This is a genomic window from Streptomyces sp. NPDC046900, assembly GCF_040644975.1.
In the GTDB taxonomy this organism is placed as follows: Bacteria; Actinomycetota; Actinomycetes; order Streptomycetales; family Streptomycetaceae; genus Streptomyces.
Genome location: NZ_JBEYXD010000044.1, coordinates 1 through 17,708, shown reverse-complemented (window position 1 = coordinate 17,708; position 17,708 = coordinate 1). Strand labels below are relative to the sequence as shown.

Genomic DNA, 17,708 nt, shown 5'->3' with positions numbered 1-17,708 from the left:
GGTGCCGGGCACCTCGCGCGCCCGGCACCCGCGCCGCACAATTCCTCCTCACGGCACGGCCCAGGGGCGGTAACCCATTCACACGGGTGCCGCCCCTGGGCCGTATCCGTGTGCGGAGCTCGGAGGTGGGTCCGGGGCGGCGAAGACGCCTTTGACGGCCTCGAATTCATCATCCGTGTCACAAAGAACTCCTCCGTGTCACACATGTCCCGGATACGCGGCCCTTCCGTCACACCCGGTTCACAAGCCCTGTCCGCTTCGCGAGGTGCCTCGTTGAGGGAGCACAGGCTTTGTGATCGCCAGCGCAGCGCCCGGCTCCCCCGACGACCTCCCCCAGGTCGCCGCCGCGGCGCGCGCGGGGAGGTGCTGCTGATGACCGAACGTCGTCTCTGGTCCTACAAGGAGATCGCCGCGCACATCCGGGTGCAGCCGGACACCGTGAGGTCCTACCGCAAACACGGACTGCTTCCGCCACCCGACCATGTGGAGGGCGGAAAGCCCTACTGGTACGCCGACACGGTGCGGCACTGGGTGGCCTCCCGCCCCGGCAATCGCGGCCGCGGAGAGACCTGACTCTTCCGGTTCGGCGGACGGCCCGCCCCACGCGGGGCGGGTCACTCGCCCGTCGTCGCCTTCGCGGCCGTGCCGGGTGCGTAGCTCCGGGGGCCGGAAGGGACCGCGACGACCCGGCCCGTCCGTCGATGACGTCTCAGATCCACGGTTCGATCACCGTCACTCCGTTGCCCGGGGCAGTACCCATCGCTGCCAGGGCCTCGGGGGACGCGCTCAACGGAATCGTCGAGGTGACCAGGAGGTCGGGGCGCAGGGCGCCGGAGCGGACCAACTCCAGCATGGGCGGGTAGGTGTGGGCCGCCATGCCGTGGCTGCCGAGGATCTCCAGCTCCAGGGCGATGGCCCGGGACATGGGCACCGGGGTCGTACCCGAGGTGGACGGCAGCAGGCCGACCTGGACATGACGGCCGCGGCGGCGCAGGCCGTTCACCGATGCGGCACACGTCGCCGGGGAGCCGAGTGCGTCGAGGGAGACGTGGGCACCGCCGCTCGTCAGGGCGCGGACGGCCTTCGCCGTGTCCTCGGTGGCCGTGGCGTCAAGGCACTCGGCCGCCCCGAACTTCCGTGCCAGGTCGAGGGCCTGAGGCGATACATCGACGGCGACGACCCTCGCACCACACGCCGCCGCGACCATCACCGCCGAGAGGCCGACACCGCCGCAGCCGTGCACCGCGACCCACTCCCCCGCCGCAGCCCGGCCCTGCTGGACGACCGCGCGGAAGGCCGTGGCGAACCGGCAGCCCAGCGACGCGGCCGTCCGGAACGACATGTCCTCGGGGACCGCGACGAGATTCACGTCCGCGTGCTCCAGCGCCACGTACTGTGCGAAGGAACCCCAGTGCGTGAACCCCGGCTGGGTCTGCCGCTCGCACACCTGCTGGTCGCCCGCCGCGCAGGACGGACAGGTCCCGCAGGCGCAGACGAAAGGCACCGTGACCCGGTCGCCGGGCCGCCACCCGGTCACTGCGGCGCCCACCTCCTCGACCACACCCGCCAGTTCGTGGCCTGGCACATGGGGAAGGGTGATGTCCGGGTCGTGTCCCATCCAGCCGTGCCAGTCGCTGCGGCACAGGCCCGTCGCCTCGACGCGCACCACGACACCGTGCTCGGAAGGCTCCGGGTCCGCCACCTCGCGCACCTCGGCCGGCTCTCCGTACCGCTCGAACACCACCGCACGCATACGACCGCACCCTCCGCCCGCGTCTGCGATCTCCGGGTCCGGGCCCGAACCCGGAGATCATCCCTTCGACGGAACGCTAGCCGCGCGCCCCGGCCTTGTCGCGGTCCCGGTCGGCCTCCGGTTCCTGGACGATGACCGCCACCGGTTCCTCCTCGCGCAGCCCGAACCGCTGGTGGAAGCGCCGCAGCGGTGCGGGAGCCCACCAGGTGGCCCGGCCGGTCAGTCGCATCACCGCCGGGACCAGCAGGCTGCGCACGACCATCGCGTCCATCAGGACCGCCAGCGCGATGCCCAGACCGAGCATCTTGGTGTTGGTCACCCGTGAGGTACCGATCGCGACCATCACCACCGCCAGGATGACCGCCGCCGCGGTGATCAGCCCGCCGGTGCGCTGCAACCCGAAGCGCACCGCCTCACGGTGGTCGCCCGTGTGGTCGTACTCCTCCTTGATACGGGACAGCAGGAAGACGCCGTAGTCCATGGAGAGACCGAAGGCCACGCAGAACATCAGGACCGGCAGCGTCGTCTCGATCGAGCCCGGACTGGTGAAGCCGAGCAGGCCCGACAGATGCCCGTCCTGGAAGACCCAGACCACCGCACCGAACATCGCCGTGAGACTCAGTGCGTTGAGCAGGACCGCCTGCACCGGAATCAGCACGCTGCCGGTGAGCAGGAAGACCAGGAGCAGGGTGACAGCGGCGATGACGGCCGCCGCCCAGGGCAGCCACTCGGTGATCGCGTGCTTGGAGTCCACCAGGATCGCGGCCGTGCCCGTCACCGAGGTGTCGAACGGGGCTCGGACGCCGCGCAGTTCGCCGACCAGCCGCTGCGCTCCGGAGTCCACCGCCTCGCCCCTCGGCTGAACCGTGAAGTACGCCTTCTCGCCGCTGACCAGCGGTCCGTCCACCCGCTGCACCTCGGGCAGAGCTGCGACGCGGTCCTTGTAGGCGGCGTACTGCGCCGGGGTGGCCCGTCCCTCGGCGAGCACCTCCAGGGCGCCGCCCGGGCTGCCCGGGAACCCGTCGCGAATGTGCTGCTGCACCACATGGGACTCGGCGCCCGAAGGCAGCTGGCGGTCGTCCGCCGTGCCGAACTTCACGCCCAGGAAGGGCAGTCCGAGGATCACCAGGCCGACCGTGGTGGCCACGGCGAAGACCGGGGCACGCCGCATGACGAGCGTGGCCATCCTGCCCCAGCCGGTGCCCTGCCGGGTCTCCCGCGGGGCCCCGCGCCTGAACAGCCGCCTCAGGTCGAGGGCGTTCACCCGGTGGCCCAGCAGCACCAGGGCCGCCGGGAGCAGGACCAGGGCTGCCGCCGCGGCCAGGAGCACCACCGCGATCCCGGCGTAGGCGAAGGAACGCAGGAAGTACTGGGGGAAGACCAGCATCGCGGCCAGGGAGACGGCCACCGTCAGGGCGGAGAAGAGGACCGTACGCCCCGCGGTGCGCAGCGTCACGGCGACGGCGCTCAACGGGTCGCCGTCCGTGGACAGTTCCTCGCGGAACCTGCGCACGATGAACAGCGCGTAGTCGATGGCGAGGCCGAGGCCCAGGGCCGTGGTGAGGTTCAGCGCGAAGACGGACACGTCGGTGAGCTCGGTGAGCCCGCGCAGCACGGCGTTGGTGCCGAGGATGGCGACGATGCCGATGCCCAGCGGGAGCAGGGCCGCGACCGCGCTGCCGAAGACCATCACCAGCAGCACCAGGGTGACCGGCAGGGCGATCAGCTCCGCCCGGGCCAGGTCCTCCTGGATCGTCGTCTGCATCTCGGAGCGCACGGCGACCGGGCCGCCGACCTTCACCGTCACCGGGCCGTGTGCTCCCCGGTAGGAGGGCGCGATGCGGTCCAGGGTGTCGCTCGCCGTCTTCTCCTCGCCCGTGATGTGCGCCGCTATCAGCGCCTCGTGGCCGTCCGCGGCGCGCAGCGCGGGCGCGCCCGACTTCCAGTAGGAGCCGACTCCTGTGACACCGCGCTCCGAGGCGAGCCGCGCGGTCAGACGCTCGGCCTCGGCGGCGACCGCCGGATCGTCCACGGACCTGTGCCCGGAGTCGACGAGGAGCAGCAGATTGGGCTGTGAAGCGGGGAACTCACGCTCCAGCGCCGTGGTCGCGTACGTGGACTGGGCGGCCGGGTCCTGCCAGCCGCCGCTGCCCAGCCGGTCGGCGACCCCGCTGCCGGCCATCACGGCCAGCGCGGTGAGCAGCAACGCGACGAGCAGCGACAGCCGGGGCCGCGCGGTCACGAAGCGGGTCCAGCCGCCGGGCCGCGCACCTCCCGGTCCTGTACCCCCGGGGTCCATGCCCGGTTCGGATCCGCCCCCTTCGTCGCGCCTGTCCCGGCGAACTGTGTTGTTGACTTCGGCCATGATGCGGTGTCCCCTTCACCGTGACCCCGCATCCTGTACGTCCGTGCAGGGGGCATGGGTCGTCCATTGCACATAGACTGGCAAACACGAGTCTTCGCTCGCGTTCCAAGAATGCGAGCGCCCGCTCGTTTTTGTCAATCGCGTTCCGAGAAGCTGGGGATAACGCGTGCCCAAGAGTCAGCAGACGGAGGGGCCGGTCACCGGGCCGGCCACGGAACCGGCCGAGCAGCAGCCGCAGGAGACCAGGCCGCGCCGCCGTCAGGCGCGCGGCGAGCGCCGCATCGCCCAGCTCCTGCAGGCCGCCGCCACGGTCTTCTGCCGCACCGGCTACACCGCCGCGAGCACGAACGCGATCGCCCGGGAAGCCGGCGTCTCCCCGGGCACGCTGTACCAGTTCTTCCCGAACAAGGAAGCGATCGCGATCAGCCTCGGCGACGAGTTGCTGCGGCAGTGGCAGGAGTCGCAGGACCGGGCCCTCGCCCAGGAGAACCTCGGGCTGCCCCTGGCCGAGATGCTGGACGCGACCCTCGACCCGCTGATCGCCTTCAACGTCGAGAACCCCGCCTTCGCCGTCCTCCTGCACGGCCCCGACACCCCCGGACCGATCGCCCAGGAGCACAACACCCTGCACGAGGCCTCGCTCACCCGCATCGAGCAGATGGTCGCGGGCTATCTGCCGACCACACCGTCCGACGAGCGCTCCCGGACCGCGAACATGGCGCTCGCCCTCTTCAAGGCAGGCCTCGACCTGATCATGTCCCACGAGGGCGTGGAGCGGGAGGCGTACATCGCCGAGCTGAAGAGCGTGATGTACCGGTATCTGGAGCCGCTTCTGGGCGAGAAGCCCAGCCCCTGAGGCCGTCGCGCGGCCGCCGGGGCTCGGCACGGCAGCCGCGCCCGCGCGGCAGCCCCACCCCGCGGTCCCGACCCCCCCACCCAGCCCCGGCCCCACACCGCGGCCCCGGCGCACCCCACCCCACCCCGCCCGCCGACCCCGCACGGCAGACGGGCCCGCGCGGCAGCCCAGGTCCGCAGCCCGGCCCCGGCACGCCGCCGCCCGACCCCGCGCGCCGGATCCCGGACCCGAGGAGCCCGCACCCGCGACGCGCCCCGAACCTCTTTGATGAATACCCCCTAGGGGTATAGTGTGGTTACACGTAAGCCTCACGCGCCTCCTCGAGGAGTAAGTAATGACCGCGCAGACCGACGCCCCTGGTTCCGTGACGACCGTCTACAAGGTGAGCGGAATGAGCTGCGGGCACTGCGAAGGCGCCGTCTCCGGCGAGATCTCCGGGATCACCGGAGTCAGCTCGGTCACCGCCGTCGCATCCACCGGCGAGGTGACCGTGGTCTCCGCCGCGCCCCTCGAGGACGAGGCCGTGCGGGCCGCGGTCGACGAGGCCGGTTTCGAACTCGTCGGCAGGGCCTGAAGCACCAGCATCTGCTCTCCGCACCGGGCCGTGCCGACCAGCTGATACTGGCTCCGCACGGCCTGGTCCGTTGTCTGGAGTCCGGACATGACCAGCACCACAGCACCCGCCCCGATAGAGGTCGCCGCACCCGCCGAGGTCGAGCTCACCATCGGCGGCATGACCTGTGCCTCCTGCGCGGCCCGGGTCGAGAAGAAGCTCAACCGCATGGACGGCGTCACCGCCACGGTGAACTTCGCCACAGAGAAGGCGAAGGTCGCGTACGCCCCGGGGATCGAGGTCGCCGACCTGATCGCCACGGTGGTGAAGACCGGCTACACCGCGGAAGAACCCCCGCCGCCCCGGCCCGAAGCGGCCGACGTGCCCGAGGGGACCGACGGCGGCGGCCGGGACCCCGAGTCGGCCGCCCTCCGTCAGCGCCTCACCGTCTCGGCGCTGCTCGCCCTGCCCGTCGTGCTGCTCTCGATGGTGCCGGCCCTGCAGTTCGACAACTGGCAGTGGCTCTCACTGACGCTGGCCGCTCCCGTCGTCGTATGGGGCGGACTGCCGTTCCACAAGGCCGCGTTCACCAACGCCCGGCACGGCGCCGCGACCATGGACACCCTGGTCTCGGTCGGCACGCTCGCCGCGTTCGGCTGGTCCCTGTGGGCGCTGTTCTGGGGAGATGCCGGGATGCCCGGCATGCGTCACGGCTTCGACCTCACCGTCTCGCGCACCGACGGCTCCTCGACCATCTATCTCGAAGTGGCGGCCGGAGTCGTCGCGCTCATCCTGCTCGGCCGCTATCTGGAGGACCGCTCCAAGCGGCGCGCGGGCGCGGCGCTGAAGTCGCTGCTGGAACTCGGCGCGAAGGACGTGGCGGTCCTGCGCTACGAGGAGGGCGGGCGCGACGCGCTCCAGGGTGACGGCGATGGCACGCAACGGGCCGTCGCTCGTGAGCTGCGCATTCCGGTGGCGCGGCTGGCCGTCGGCGACCGGTTCGTCGTACGGCCCGGCGAGAAGATCGCCACGGACGGGACGGTCGTCGAGGGGGTCTCCGCGGTCGACGTCTCCATGCTGACCGGGGAGTCGGTGCCGGTCGACGTGGCGGCCGGCGACGCCGTGACCGGCGCGACCGTGAACGTGGGGGGCCGGCTGGTGGTCGAGGCGACCCGGGTCGGCGCCGACACCCAGCTGGCGCGGATGGCGCGGCTCGTCGAGGACGCACAGAACGGCAAGGCCGACGTGCAGCGGCTCGCCGACCGCGTCTCCGGGATCTTCGTCCCCGTCGTGCTGCTGATCGCCCTGGGCACGTTCGGGGTGTGGCTCGGTGTCACCGGCGACATGGTGGCCGCGTTCACCGCGGCCGTCGCGGTGCTGATCATCGCCTGCCCCTGTGCGCTGGGCCTGGCCACCCCGACCGCGCTGATGGTGGGCACGGGCCGCGGCGCCCAGCTGGGCATCCTCATCAAGGGCCCGGAGGTTCTGGAGTCCACGCGCCGGATCGACACGGTGCTCCTGGACAAGACCGGCACGGTCACCACCGGGCGCATGACCCTCCAGGGGGTGTACTCCGCCGAGGACGCCGACGAGAAGGAGGTTCTGCGGCTCGCGGGCGCCCTGGAGCACGCCTCCGAGCACCCCATCGCCCAGGCGATCGCGGCGGGCGCCCAGGAGCGCGTCGGCGGCCTTCCTGAGGTGGAGGGCTTCGAGAACGTCCCCGGGCTGGGCGTCCGCGGGCGCGTGGAAGGGCACGAGGTCACCGTGGGCCGCTTCCCGGGCGCCCTCCCTGCCTCCCTGGGCCGGGCGAAGGCCGGGGCCGAGACGGAGGGGCGTACGGCCGTCGTGGTGGCCCGGGACGGCGTGGCCCTGGGCGTGCTCACCGTCGCCGACGCGGTCAAGGAGAGCAGTGCCGAAGCCGTACGGGAACTGCGCGCGCTCGGGCTGAAGCCGGTCCTGCTGACCGGTGACAACCGGACGGTGGCGGAGGCCGTGGCGCGCGCCGTCGGCATCGACGCGGGCGAGGTGATCGCCGAGGTGCTGCCCCAGGACAAGGTCGAGGTCGTCCGGCGCCTCAAGGCCGAGGGGCGGACGGTCGCCATGGTCGGTGACGGCGTCAACGACGCCGCCGCGCTCGCCACCGCCGATCTGGGCCTCGCCATGGGTACCGGCACGGACGCGGCGATCGAGGCCGGCGATCTCACGCTGGTGCGCGGTGATCTGCGGGTGGCGGCGGACGCGATCCGGCTGTCGCGGCGGACGCTTGCCACGATCAAGGGAAACCTCGTGTGGGCGTTCGGATACAACGTGGCCGCTCTGCCGCTGGCCGCCGCCGGGCTCCTCAACCCCATGATTGCCGGTGCGGCCATGGCGTTCTCCTCGGTGTTCGTCGTCACGAACAGCCTTCGGCTCCGGACGTTCTCCTGACGCGAGAGCCGCAGCCCCTCTAGAGTCCGAGGCGTGCCTCACATAAGCTCTTCACAAGGCTCGCGCATCATCCTTACGCTGGGGCCTCGATCGCCTTTTCGGGGCTCTTGCGCACCTTCAGGACATATGCAAGAGATGCAGATCACAATGATGTGAACGTAACCAGCGGAAGGGTTCGTGAGTCTAAGTTGGCGATGTCAGAAGCGTCTTGGGGGGCGTGACTGACATCTGGGGATGTCTTGGGGGACGTTCCCAGGAACTGCGTTGCCGGGGCACGTACACCGGGGAGCTTTGAGCGGCCCTCCCGTCGGTACGCGTCCCGGCAGACCGCATCGCAGTGGTACGCCGAGTTGTGCTCGTTTTGCTCGCAGCGATTCAGGCGCTGTCCCGCAGACGCCCGGCCGGATCCCGTGGGGGGAATCCGCACCGGGACATGGGAAGGCGCCCTGTGTGCCGGCCCGTGGGGGGACCGTCTGCAGGGCGCCTTCCGCTTATCGCATGACGCACAACACGCACCAGGCGTACGTCGCTCTACGACGACGTACGCCTTACGTACACAGAGACAAACGCCTCACGTACGCGGAAATACTCAGCGCTCCTCGACCGGAACGAAGTCGCGCTCTACCACGCCCGTGTAGATCTGGCGCGGACGGCCGATGCGCGAGCCCGGCTCCTTGATCATCTCGTGCCACTGGGCGATCCAGCCCGGCAGCCGGCCGAGGGCGAACAGGACCGTGAACATCTCGGTCGGGAAGCCCATCGCGCGGTAGATCAGGCCGGTGTAGAAGTCCACGTTCGGGTAGAGCTTGCGCTCGACGAAGTAGTCGTCGGACAGCGCGTGCTCCTCCAGCTTGAGGGCGATGTCGAGGAGCTCGTCCTCCTTGCCGAGGGCGGAGAGCACATCGTGCGCGGCGGCCTTGATGATCTTGGCGCGCGGGTCGAAGTTCTTGTAGACCCGGTGGCCGAAGCCCATCAGGCGGACGCCGTCCTCCTTGTTCTTCACCTTGCGGATGAAGGTGTCGACGTCGTTGCCGGAGTCACGGATGCCCTCGAGCATCTCCAGGACGGACTGGTTGGCGCCGCCGTGCAGCGGGCCCCACAGCGCGTTGATGCCGGCGGAGATCGAGGCGAACATGTTGGCCTGCGAGGAGCCGACCAGCCGGACCGTGGAGGTCGAGCAGTTCTGCTCGTGGTCCGCGTGCAGGATGAGCAGCTTGTCCAGCGCGGAGACGACGACCGGGTCGAGGTCGTACTCCTGCGCGGGGACGGAGAAGGTCATGCGCAGGAAGTTCTCGACGTAGCCGAGGTCGTTGCGCGGGTAGACGAAGGGGTGCCCGATCGACTTCTTGTAGGCGTACGCGGCGATCGTCGGCAGCTTGGCGAGCAGGCGGATCGTCGAGAGGTTGCGCTGCTTCTCGTCGAAGGGGTTGTGGCTGTCCTGGTAGAACGTGGACAGCGCGGAGACCACCGAGGAGAGCATCGCCATCGGGTGCGCGTCGCGCGGGAAGCCCGTGTAGAAGTTCTTGACATCCTCGTGCAGCAGGGTGTGCTGCGTGATCTCGTTCTTGAAGGCGGAGAGCTCGTCGACGGACGGCAGCTCACCGTTGATCAGCAGGTAGGCGACCTCCACGAAGGTGGAGCGCTCGGCCAGCTGTTCGATCGGGTAGCCGCGGTACCGGAGAATGCCCTTCTCGCCGTCGAGGTAGGTGATGGCGGATTTATATGCTGCGGTGTTGCCGTAACCGCTGTCCAGGGTGACCAGACCGGTCTGGGCGCGGAGCTTCCCGATGTCGAAGCCCTTGTCGCCGACGGTGCTGTCGACCACCGGGTAGGTGTACTCGCCGCCGTCGTACCGCAGTACTACAGAGTTGTCGCTCACGTCTTCCCTCACCGACGTAGTGCCTCATCTTCGAGGTGCCCTGACTGTCTCTACCATCCCCCATTTGGCGCAGGAGAGTGCACTCGGGGTCGACCCTTGGGCTCATCGGCGGCACTGAGTGCCGTCAACTGGCTCATCCTGCCCGCCTCCGCGCGGTTCCGGAAGTGCTCTGTGACCTTTGCGACTCGTTTGATCGATCATTTTTTTGGATTGCCGTCGGGAGGCCTGCAACTCAGCCCCGGAAGGCCTCGGGGACGGTCTGGAGTCTGCCCTTGCGTGGCTCCGGAGACGGGTCCGGACCCCGCCCTTCCGGGACCCCGGGGCGATCTGGAACCGGGATGCCCGGGCTCAGTCCTCGAGGCGTCTCGGGGACAGCCGGTAATCCAGGGCCGTACCGCGCCGGCCCGCCGACACCGTACGCACCGCCTGTCCGATCGCCTTGCGTGAACCGACGAGCACGACCAGCTTCTTGGCGCGGGTCACCGCCGTGTACAGCAGGTTCCGCTGGAGCATCATCCACGCCCCGGTGGTCACCGGAATGACCACGGCCGGATACTCGCTGCCCTGGGAGCGGTGGATGGTCACCGCGTAGGCGTGCGCCAGCTCGTCCAGCTCGTCGAACTCGTACGGGACCTCCTCGTCCTCGTCCGTCAGCACCATGAGGCGCTGATCGACCGGGTCGAGCGAGGTGACCACGCCCACGGTGCCGTTGAAGACACCGTTTTCCCCTTTTTCGTAATTGTTGCGAATCTGGGTGACCTTGTCGCCGACACGGAAGACCCGGCCGCCGAACCGCTTCTCCGGCAGGTCGGGTCGGGCGGGGGTGATCGCCTGCTGGAGCAGCCCGTTCAGGGTGCCGGCCCCGGCGGGTCCCCGGTGCATCGGCGCGAGCACCTGCACATCCCGGCGCGGGTCGAGCCCGAACCGGGACGGGATCCGCCGCGCCGCCACGTCCACCGTGAGCCGGCCGGCCTCCTCGGTGTCGTCCTCCACGAAGAGGAAGAAGTCCTTCAGGCCGTCGGTGAGCGGGTGCTGCCCGGAGTTGATGCGGTGCGCGTTGGTGACCACGCCCGACTGCTGGGCCTGGCGGAAGACGCGGGTGAGGCGGACGGCCGGGATGGGGCTCCCGTCGGCGAGCAGATCCCTGAGGACCTCTCCCGCGCCGACGCTCGGGAGCTGGTCCACGTCGCCGACGAAGAGGAGATGAGCACCCGGTGCCACGGCCTTGACCAGCTTGTTGGCGAGCAGCAGGTCGAGCATCGAGGCCTCGTCGACGACGACCAGATCGGCGTCGAGGGGACGGTCCCTGTCGTATGCCGCATCACCGCCGGGCTTCAGTTCGAGCAGCCGGTGGACGGTGGAGGCCTCGGCACCCGTGAGCTCGGAGAGCCGCTTGGCGGCACGCCCTGTCGGCGCGGCGAGCACGACCTTGGCCCGCTTGGCCCGGGCGAGCTCGACGATGGACCGTACGGTGAAGGACTTGCCGCAGCCGGGCCCTCCGGTCAGGACGGCGACCTTCTCGGTCAGCGCCAGCCGTACCGCCTCCTCCTGCTCGGGCGCCAGCTCGGCTCCCGTGCGGCCCTTGAGCCAGCCCAGCGCCTTGTCCCACGCCACGTCCCGGAAGGTGGGCATCCGGTCGTCCTCCGTCCGCAGGAGACGCAGCAGCTGGGCGGAGAGGGAGAGCTCGGCGCGGTGGAAGGGGACGAGGTAGACGGCGGTGACGGGATCCCCTCCGTCCGGTCCCGGTAGCCGTTCCCGTACGACACCGGGGTCCGAGTCGTCCTCGGGGGGCGCCGCCAGCTCGGCCAGGCACTCGATGACGAGCCCGGTGTCGACCTGGAGCAGCTTGACCGCGTCCGCGATCAGCCGCTCCTCGGGGAGGTAGCAGTGCCCCTGGTCGGTGGACTGCGACAGGGCGTACTGGAGGCCGGCCTTCACGCGCTCCGGGCTGTCGTGCGGGATGCCGACGGACTGGGCGATCCGGTCGGCGGTGAGGAATCCGATGCCCCAGACGTCGGCGGCGAGGCGGTAGGGCTGGTTCTTGACGACGGAGATGGAGGCGTCGCCGTACTTCTTGTAGATGCGCACGGCGATGGACGTGGACACCTGGACGGTCTGGAGGAACAGCATGACCTCCTTGATCGCCTTCTGCTCCTCCCAGGCGTCGGCGATCTTCTTGGTCCGCTTCGGGCCGAGGCCCGGCACCTCGATGAGCCGCTTGGGCTCCTCCTCGATGATCTGCAGGGTGTCGAGCCCGAAGTGCTGGGTGATGCGGTCGGCGAAGACGGGGCCGATGCCCTTGACGAGACCCGAGCCGAGGTAGCGGCGGATGCCCTGGACGGTGGCCGGCAGGAGCGTCGTGTAGTTCTCCACGGTGAACTGCTTGCCGTACTGGGGGTGGGAGCCCCAGCGCCCCTCCATCCTCAGCGACTCCCCTACCTGGGCACCGAGGAGCGCGCCCACGACGGTGAGCAGATCAGCGGCGCCGCGGCCGGTGTCGACGCGGGCGACCGTGTACCCGTTCTCCTCGTTGGCGTACGTGATGCGCTCGAGCACACCCTCCAGCACGGCCAGACGCCGCTCACCGGCACCCGCCTGCTCCGCCCGACTCGCCTCCTGGGTCATGATCCGACGCTACCGAAGAGGACTGACAGTCGGTGCCCCCGGCGCCCTTCCCGCGCGGCCGCGGCGGATCCGAGGGCCTTGCATGATGGGGCCATGGATCCGGTGCTCCGCGACCTGCCGTCCGCCTTCTGGAGCGTTCCCTACGTGGGCTCCCGCTTCCCGGGGTCGCCGGCGGTGGCGGCGCGCCCCGGCCTTGCGGCGGGTGCGAACTGCCAGCTGTTCGCCTACGAGGTGCTCCGGCACTTCGGCCTGACCCCACCCGCCCTGCGCTCGAGCGACCTGTGGACGGACACGCGGGCCACGGTCCGGGTGTCCGCCGCCCGGCCGCTCGATCTGATGCTGTTCAACGCCACCGCCGCCCCGTACGGCGCCCATGTCGGGGTGCGGGTGGGCGAGGGACGGGTGCTGCACCTGTGCGCGGAGGTGGGCCGGCCGGCGGTCTGGGAGCCGGCGGAGTTCGCGGCGCGGGAGCGGTACCGGGTGCTGGTCGGCATCAAGCGGGTGAACTCGAGGCGGGCGGACGGGGCGTTCGGCGACGGGGGTTGACGGCGCTCTCCTTGGGCAAGGTCACTTCACCTCGGAGTGTGCCGTCCTCCCCCATTCCCGACTCCGGACGTCCGGTCGCCCATCAGCGCAGCTGTTCCACGCGGACGCCGACGTCGCCGAGAAGTACCGTCCTGCGTCAACCACTCCGTGGTCACCCGCCGGCCGCGAGTTCGCGCAGGGTGGTGAGGTCGGCGGTGCGCGGTTCGGCCATGGGGTCCACGTGGCCGGCACCGGCCTCATCCGGCAGACCGGACGCCTCGGTCAGCGCCGCCGACGGGGTCAGACCGCGATCATGGGCGGCGCGCAGGCGATCCAGCCACAGCAGGCCGGCCTTGTACCCGTCCTCGTCGGCGTCGTCCCTCGGCTCGAAGCCTGCCGCCCGCTCGGTGTCGGACGCCCACAGATAGCCGAGGAGTCCATGGTCCCCGTGTACGGGAACGTAACGGACCTCGCCGTCCGCCGAGCGCTTGTAGCCGGGCTCGGCAAACCCCGGAGCGTGCTGGAAAACCCGGTTCCGGTAGGGAATCTCAAAGCTGCCCCAGACGTCCGAGGCGGCACCGTCGGCGCCGAAGAAGTTCCCGACACCGGACTCGGTCGGCCGGCCGAAGTACGTGGGATCATCCGGGTCGGTCTCCGAGTCGAGTGCCACCGCGAGATCATTCAGCACGGCAGCCAGGCGCGGCGCGTTGGCCTCGGAGATGCCGGGCTGAGGGCGTCCCTTCAAGTCGTAGGGCATCCAGGCGTCCGAGAACGTGACGAGATCGACGGAGACGAAGTCGGCGAACGCGGAAGCCCCCAGTCGGAACAGTCCCTCCTGAAGGACTTCACCCTCCCCGGTCAGCAGTACACCGGCGCAGTCGACGGAGGCGTCGCCGGAACCGACCTCGCCGGGGCGCAGGCCCGACCTGACCCTCGCCGCCAGTTGTTCCACCGCCTCGGCGACCTCATACGCGCCGGGCACCGTGAGCTCCTCGCCGAACAGTCGACTGTTCGACGTACCCGCCTCCGCGACGGACACGCGCACCGCCGGCTCGCCGGCGGCAAGCCCGTGCACGGCCATTACCTTGTACGCGATCAAAAGATCACGAAGACAGCGGACCAGGGCGTCCGCCGCCTCGTCGCTACGGCCCCAGGTCCAACGGGCGACAGGCGTACTCGCGATCACGGCGTTCCCTCCGGGGTGAATTTGCCACCACGCGGAACGAAGACGACTCCGTCCGGTGTGCGAATGACGAACTGCACGTTCTTGCCCTCGTATCCCTTCTGCAGCCGTCCGATCTGACTCTCCACCTTGCTCCGCGACCTCTGGCGGGCCCGCTCCATCACTCGCGGGTAAATCGAGCGCTGGGCTCCAAGTCCACGTGACGGACCGGGCCGGCACAGCGCCGGTCAGTGCTTACCCGTGAGTCTCTCGGTCGCCGACTCGATGAACGCGGCAGCCTCCCGTTCGGGGATCTCCACGTGATCGACATCGTTGTGCCCCAGTTCGTACAGGCGCAGGTACTCGGTGGGTTCCCAGTGAAGGTTCCGGGTGAAAGCCTCGTCATGCGCCTCTGCCTCGCGTCCGACGAGTCGCCGTCGCACGATCCCGCGCGGATTGCTCCGTGGATACCCGTCGCTGATCTTCGCGTAATACGTGATCCGGCCCTCGGCCCCCTCATCGAGGGCGTCGAGCGTGCTGGGGGCCAGCGACAGGAACGGCTCGACGCCGAGGTTGGACTCGAAGTTTCCGTACGGGATCATCACGCCGTACAGGTCGATGAACTCCTCGATCGAGTAGCCCCCACCGCGTTCGTACATGAGCAGCAATGGCTCGTACCGCTCCGGAAGTGCCGGCAGCCTGTCCCCGTGCGCAGCCGCGGCCGCGGCCCAGCGTACGGCGCCACGGCAGGTTCTCGCCGTGGACGGCGTGGAGACCTTGTGCTCCAGGAACTCCTCCAACTCGCCCGCCGGCTCCCGGTCGAGCCGGAAAGCCGGGTCGGCGAACTCCGTGACGTCGAAGAAAAGCCATTCCTCCTCGACGCCGTACTCCTTCGCCCACAGCGCGGCGCGGCGCAGGTACTCCCGCATCAGCAGGGCGCGTGAACGGGTACGGGCGCTCGCCACGTCCCAGTCGCCGTACCAGCCGACCGCGCGCAGGCGATCCAGGACCGTACGCGAAAGCTCGGTACTCACTACGGATCCGTCCCCTTCAGGCGCAGTTGGTGGTGGAGCAGCCCTTCCGCTGCAGCTCGCGCCGAAGGCATCGACTCGCAGAACGACGCCTCCGGCGCCCACCCAGGAATACCGTCACAGCATGTCCGTGAGGTCGGGCCCCCGGCCGTCAATCAGATCCGGCCTCTCGATGACGTAGCCTTCGGCGTGCCCGAAGTAGGTCGGATCACCCGGCTCGGCTGTCGCTCCGAGCAAGGATTCGAGTCCCTGCACCGTCGCACTCAGTCGAGGCGCGTTCCGCTTCTGGACATCCGGGTGAGGGCTCCCCCTGAAGTCGCAGTAGCCCCAGATGTCATGAAAGACTGCAAGCTCAGCAGCGAGGTGGCGCTCATCCGGGTAGACGGTCAACTCCACCAGATCAGCTTCGTGATGCTCCCTGCCCTCGGCATCGAGCCACGTGCCCATGCCGGAGACGACGAGTGCGCCGACTTCGGCATCGGGGAATCCCATGGGGCGGAACAGCTGGATCTTCTGTGCGAGTTCGGCTTCATCGAGACTGCCCTTCAGGGCGAGGCTCGTGCCTGCCCCGATGCTGCCACGCCCGGGGAGGAGCCACTTCCACTCCAGTTTGCTCGGCTCCAGCAGCCCGTGCTCGCGCAGCACCACCGTCATCCGTGCGGCGGTCATCAGTGCCGAGTCGAGTCCCGGTGGCGCGAAGCCGTCCAACTCCCATTCCCACGAGGCGCACGGCTCGGGTGCACGCATCAAAGTGGACATCGGTTTCCTAACGGGCAGACCTGGCGCTCGGCCGGGATGGTGATGGAACATTCCCGGAAGCGACGCTCATAGGTCGCGCCGGTCCTCCTTGCGCCAAACCCTCGCGGGCTGTCCTCTTTCGTCCCACTCCTGGTGCGACAGCAGGGTCAACCCGTCTTCCGTGAGCACCCTCTCCGAAGCGAGCTTGCCGTTCTGGTGCCACTCCCGGGAAAGTCTCGGGGTCGAGCTTCACCGCGACAGCACCGCCCTACACCATTCAGCCCTGCGAAGCGGTGTTCTCCCACGCTCGGGTCGGGCGCCCCTCCTCGTCCCATTCGTAATGGGACAGCGGGGTCCCGCCGTCCGCACTGTGAAGCTTCTTCTCGGCGAGGACTCCGTTCTCGTGCCAGCTCTTGTACTCACCCGACAGGGAACCCGTCCTCATCGTCCCCTCCGCGCGCAGGACCCCGCTCTTGTACCACTCACGGAACGGACCGTCCCGGTACCCGTCTGTGTACGTCACCAGACTCACACGGTGTCCGGCGAGGTACTCCTCGACTTCCCCTGTGAAGAGTTCACCGCGATACAGGAGTCGCTGGGCATAGTCGAGGTCCACATCGGGATCGTCTAGGTCGATGCGCTGCATGTACATCACCATGGAATGTAGTTCGTGTTGATGTCGGGCGGGTGTCCCAGGAACCGGCCGAAGCCGCTCGGGACATCATGCAAGAGGTGGGAACAGTTGACGCAGAAGGGCGCTCGCTTCGGAACGACCTTTACTCCCAGAGCGTTGGGCTCCTTCATGAACGGGAAGTAGACGGAGGCATGCATCTGAGCCATCCCCCGCGCATCGGTGGGCAGCCCCAGCTTGCTGCGCTCGTGCAGTAGCTGATTCACCGCCTTGACCTCGGCGTGCTCGAGCAACTCAGCGGGATGCGGTTTGTTTCCTGAGATCTCGTGATAGCGCTCGGCAAGCGTCGGGTGCAGGTCTTCGAGGGGGATCAGCGCTTGACCCGGCCGTCCATTGATCCCTTCGAAGACAAGCCCCGTGTGCCTGTCCAGAACCACACCGACAGCCTGACCGGTTTCTGTCTTCGGGAAATCACCCGTGTTCTTGGCCTCAATATATACATGGGTCCGCTCTCGGGACAGAGCCTGCATGAAGCTCTCGACCGGGTGTCCGTCGACCTTGGTGATCAGTCCATTTTGAGTTTCCACTCGGCTTTCGTCGAGCTTGCCCAGGAGCTTGTCCCCCGGGCCGGCGTCGGGCATCGGGGTATGGCCGCCAAAGGCGTCCGAAGCGCGGTAGTCGTCCGGGATCCCGTCCAGGAAGTCCGGAACTTGGTCGTGGAAGTGCGGAATCTCGTGGGGCGGTAGACCGTCGGCACCGGGAATCCCTGGAACAGCACTGTGGTGCACGATCTCTCCCACATTGTGCCCCGCCTCCCCACTGTGGTGTACGCCGTCTCCTGTTCCGTGGTGGGCGACTCCCTCGGTCGCACTGTGTGCGCCGTTGTCGCCATGGGTGTGCGGTGTGGAGCCGTCCTGGTGCGAAGCGGAAGAGTGCGGATGGGTCCCGTCACCGCCGGGGTGAGTGCTCGGCGGTTCATGGCCGGCCGAGGGACCCGACCCATGCTCGTGGGCGCTTCCGCCGGGGAGGTGGTCTCCGGCGTTCCCGCCGGGAAGGTGGTCCCCGGTGTGCACGGTCGGGACGTTCTCGCCGCCCGCGTGCACGGTGGGCATGTCGTCGCCGGCATGGACGGCGGCGTCGTCGCCGGCGCGGCCCACGTCGCC

The 17,708-nt window shown here is 69.4% G+C and carries 15 protein-coding genes; 5 read left to right on the top strand and 10 right to left on the bottom strand.

All coding sequences use genetic code 11. The features are described 5' to 3' along the window. Nucleotides 1-372: 372 nt before the first annotated feature. Entirely contained in the window at nt 373-573 is a 201-nt protein-coding gene (locus tag ABZ904_RS31900) for a MerR family transcriptional regulator (RefSeq protein ID WP_359399228.1), read from the top strand. 136 nt (nt 574-709) lie between these two features. Here ABZ904_RS31900 and ABZ904_RS31895 read toward each other — a convergent pair whose 3' ends face one another. Together ABZ904_RS31895 and ABZ904_RS31890 are read right to left on the bottom strand one after the other, a co-directional pair. After that, nucleotides 710-1,753 (bottom strand): zinc-dependent alcohol dehydrogenase family protein, encoded by a 1,044-nt coding sequence (locus tag ABZ904_RS31895; RefSeq protein WP_359399230.1) that lies wholly within the window; start codon nt 1,751-1,753, stop codon nt 710-712. Between the two features lie 76 nt (nt 1,754-1,829). Beyond that, the gene (locus ABZ904_RS31890) at nt 1,830-4,052 is read right to left on the bottom strand and encodes an MMPL family transporter (RefSeq protein ID WP_361827201.1); all 2,223 of its coding nucleotides are present in this window, start codon (nt 4,050-4,052) and stop codon (nt 1,830-1,832) included. 232 nt (nt 4,053-4,284) lie between these two features. On the opposite strand from ABZ904_RS31890, the gene ABZ904_RS31885 reads away from it, so the two are divergent. The 3 genes from ABZ904_RS31885 to ABZ904_RS31875 all read left to right on the top strand — a co-directional run bounded on the left by ABZ904_RS31885 (nt 4,285) and on the right by ABZ904_RS31875 (nt 7,954). Continuing rightward, on the top strand, nt 4,285-4,974 hold the full coding sequence (locus ABZ904_RS31885) for a TetR family transcriptional regulator (protein ID WP_360999629.1): 690 nt from the start codon (nt 4,285-4,287) through the stop codon (nt 4,972-4,974). A gap of 334 nt (nt 4,975-5,308) precedes the next feature. Then, a complete protein-coding gene (locus ABZ904_RS31880; RefSeq protein WP_359399234.1) occupies nt 5,309-5,548 on the top strand; it encodes a heavy-metal-associated domain-containing protein in 240 nt (79 codons plus the stop codon). 87 nt (nt 5,549-5,635) lie between these two features. Next, nucleotides 5,636-7,954: a heavy metal translocating P-type ATPase gene (locus ABZ904_RS31875; RefSeq protein WP_361827122.1), complete on the top strand. Its 2,319-nt coding sequence runs from the start codon at nt 5,636-5,638 to the stop codon at nt 7,952-7,954. Nucleotides 7,955-8,543: 589 nt separating this feature from the next. On the opposite strand, the gene ABZ904_RS31870 is transcribed toward ABZ904_RS31875, so the two are convergent. Together ABZ904_RS31870 and ABZ904_RS31865 are read right to left on the bottom strand one after the other, a co-directional pair. Further along, nucleotides 8,544-9,833 (bottom strand): citrate synthase, encoded by a 1,290-nt coding sequence (locus ABZ904_RS31870; protein ID WP_359399238.1) that lies wholly within the window; start codon nt 9,831-9,833, stop codon nt 8,544-8,546. Nucleotides 9,834-10,181: 348 nt separating this feature from the next. After that, a complete protein-coding gene (locus ABZ904_RS31865; protein WP_359399240.1) occupies nt 10,182-12,458 on the bottom strand; it encodes an ATP-dependent RecD-like DNA helicase in 2,277 nt (758 codons plus the stop codon). A 93-nt stretch (nt 12,459-12,551) separates the two neighbouring features. On the opposite strand from ABZ904_RS31865, the gene ABZ904_RS31860 reads away from it, so the two are divergent. Next, on the top strand, nt 12,552-13,004 hold the full coding sequence (locus tag ABZ904_RS31860; RefSeq protein ID WP_360999621.1) for a hydrolase: 453 nt from the start codon (nt 12,552-12,554) through the stop codon (nt 13,002-13,004). A 151-nt stretch (nt 13,005-13,155) separates the two neighbouring features. On the opposite strand, the gene ABZ904_RS31855 is transcribed toward ABZ904_RS31860, so the two are convergent. The 6 genes from ABZ904_RS31855 to ABZ904_RS31830 all read right to left on the bottom strand — a co-directional run bounded on the left by ABZ904_RS31855 (nt 13,156) and on the right by ABZ904_RS31830 (nt 17,345). Then, entirely contained in the window at nt 13,156-14,169 is a 1,014-nt protein-coding gene (locus ABZ904_RS31855) for a hypothetical protein (protein WP_359399244.1), read from the bottom strand. Next, a complete protein-coding gene (locus ABZ904_RS31850; protein ID WP_359399246.1) occupies nt 14,166-14,294 on the bottom strand; it encodes a hypothetical protein in 129 nt (42 codons plus the stop codon). Before ABZ904_RS31850 ends, ABZ904_RS31855 begins: the two co-directional genes overlap by 4 nt. A 99-nt stretch (nt 14,295-14,393) precedes the next feature. Beyond that, nucleotides 14,394-15,179, bottom strand: a complete 786-nt coding sequence (locus ABZ904_RS31845; RefSeq protein WP_359399248.1) for a hypothetical protein — start codon at nt 15,177-15,179, stop codon at nt 14,394-14,396. A 114-nt stretch (nt 15,180-15,293) separates the two neighbouring features. Next, entirely contained in the window at nt 15,294-15,884 is a 591-nt protein-coding gene (locus tag ABZ904_RS31840; RefSeq protein WP_360999616.1) for a hypothetical protein, read from the bottom strand. Nucleotides 15,885-16,191: 307 nt separating this feature from the next. Then, on the bottom strand, nt 16,192-16,560 hold the full coding sequence (locus tag ABZ904_RS31835) for a hypothetical protein (RefSeq protein ID WP_359399251.1): 369 nt from the start codon (nt 16,558-16,560) through the stop codon (nt 16,192-16,194). A gap of 5 nt (nt 16,561-16,565) precedes the next feature. Beyond that, nucleotides 16,566-17,345 carry a YwqJ-related putative deaminase gene (locus ABZ904_RS31830; protein ID WP_359399253.1) on the bottom strand — a complete coding sequence of 260 codons (780 nt, stop codon included), beginning with the start codon at nt 17,343-17,345 and terminating at the stop codon, nt 16,566-16,568. Between the last annotated feature and the right edge of the window lie 363 nt (nt 17,346-17,708).

Excerpts from the sequence above, each read along its gene's own strand:
- ABZ904_RS31895 (WP_359399230.1), bottom strand. The coding sequence starts at position 1,753 with ATGCGTGCGGTGGTGTTCGAGCGGTACGGAGAGCCGGCCGAGGTGCGC.
- ABZ904_RS31875 (WP_361827122.1), top strand. The coding sequence starts at position 5,636 with ATGACCAGCACCACAGCACCCGCCCCGATAGAGGTCGCCGCACCCGCC.
- ABZ904_RS31900 (WP_359399228.1), top strand. The coding sequence starts at position 373 with ATGACCGAACGTCGTCTCTGGTCCTACAAGGAGATCGCCGCGCACATC.
- ABZ904_RS31860 (WP_360999621.1), top strand. The coding sequence starts at position 12,552 with ATGGATCCGGTGCTCCGCGACCTGCCGTCCGCCTTCTGGAGCGTTCCC.
- ABZ904_RS31865 (WP_359399240.1), bottom strand. The coding sequence starts at position 12,458 with ATGACCCAGGAGGCGAGTCGGGCGGAGCAGGCGGGTGCCGGTGAGCGG.
- ABZ904_RS31835 (WP_359399251.1), bottom strand. The coding sequence starts at position 16,560 with ATGCAGCGCATCGACCTAGACGATCCCGATGTGGACCTCGACTATGCC.
- ABZ904_RS31890 (WP_361827201.1), bottom strand. The coding sequence starts at position 4,052 with ATGGACCCCGGGGGTACAGGACCGGGAGGTGCGCGGCCCGGCGGCTGG.
- ABZ904_RS31880 (WP_359399234.1), top strand. The coding sequence starts at position 5,309 with ATGACCGCGCAGACCGACGCCCCTGGTTCCGTGACGACCGTCTACAAG.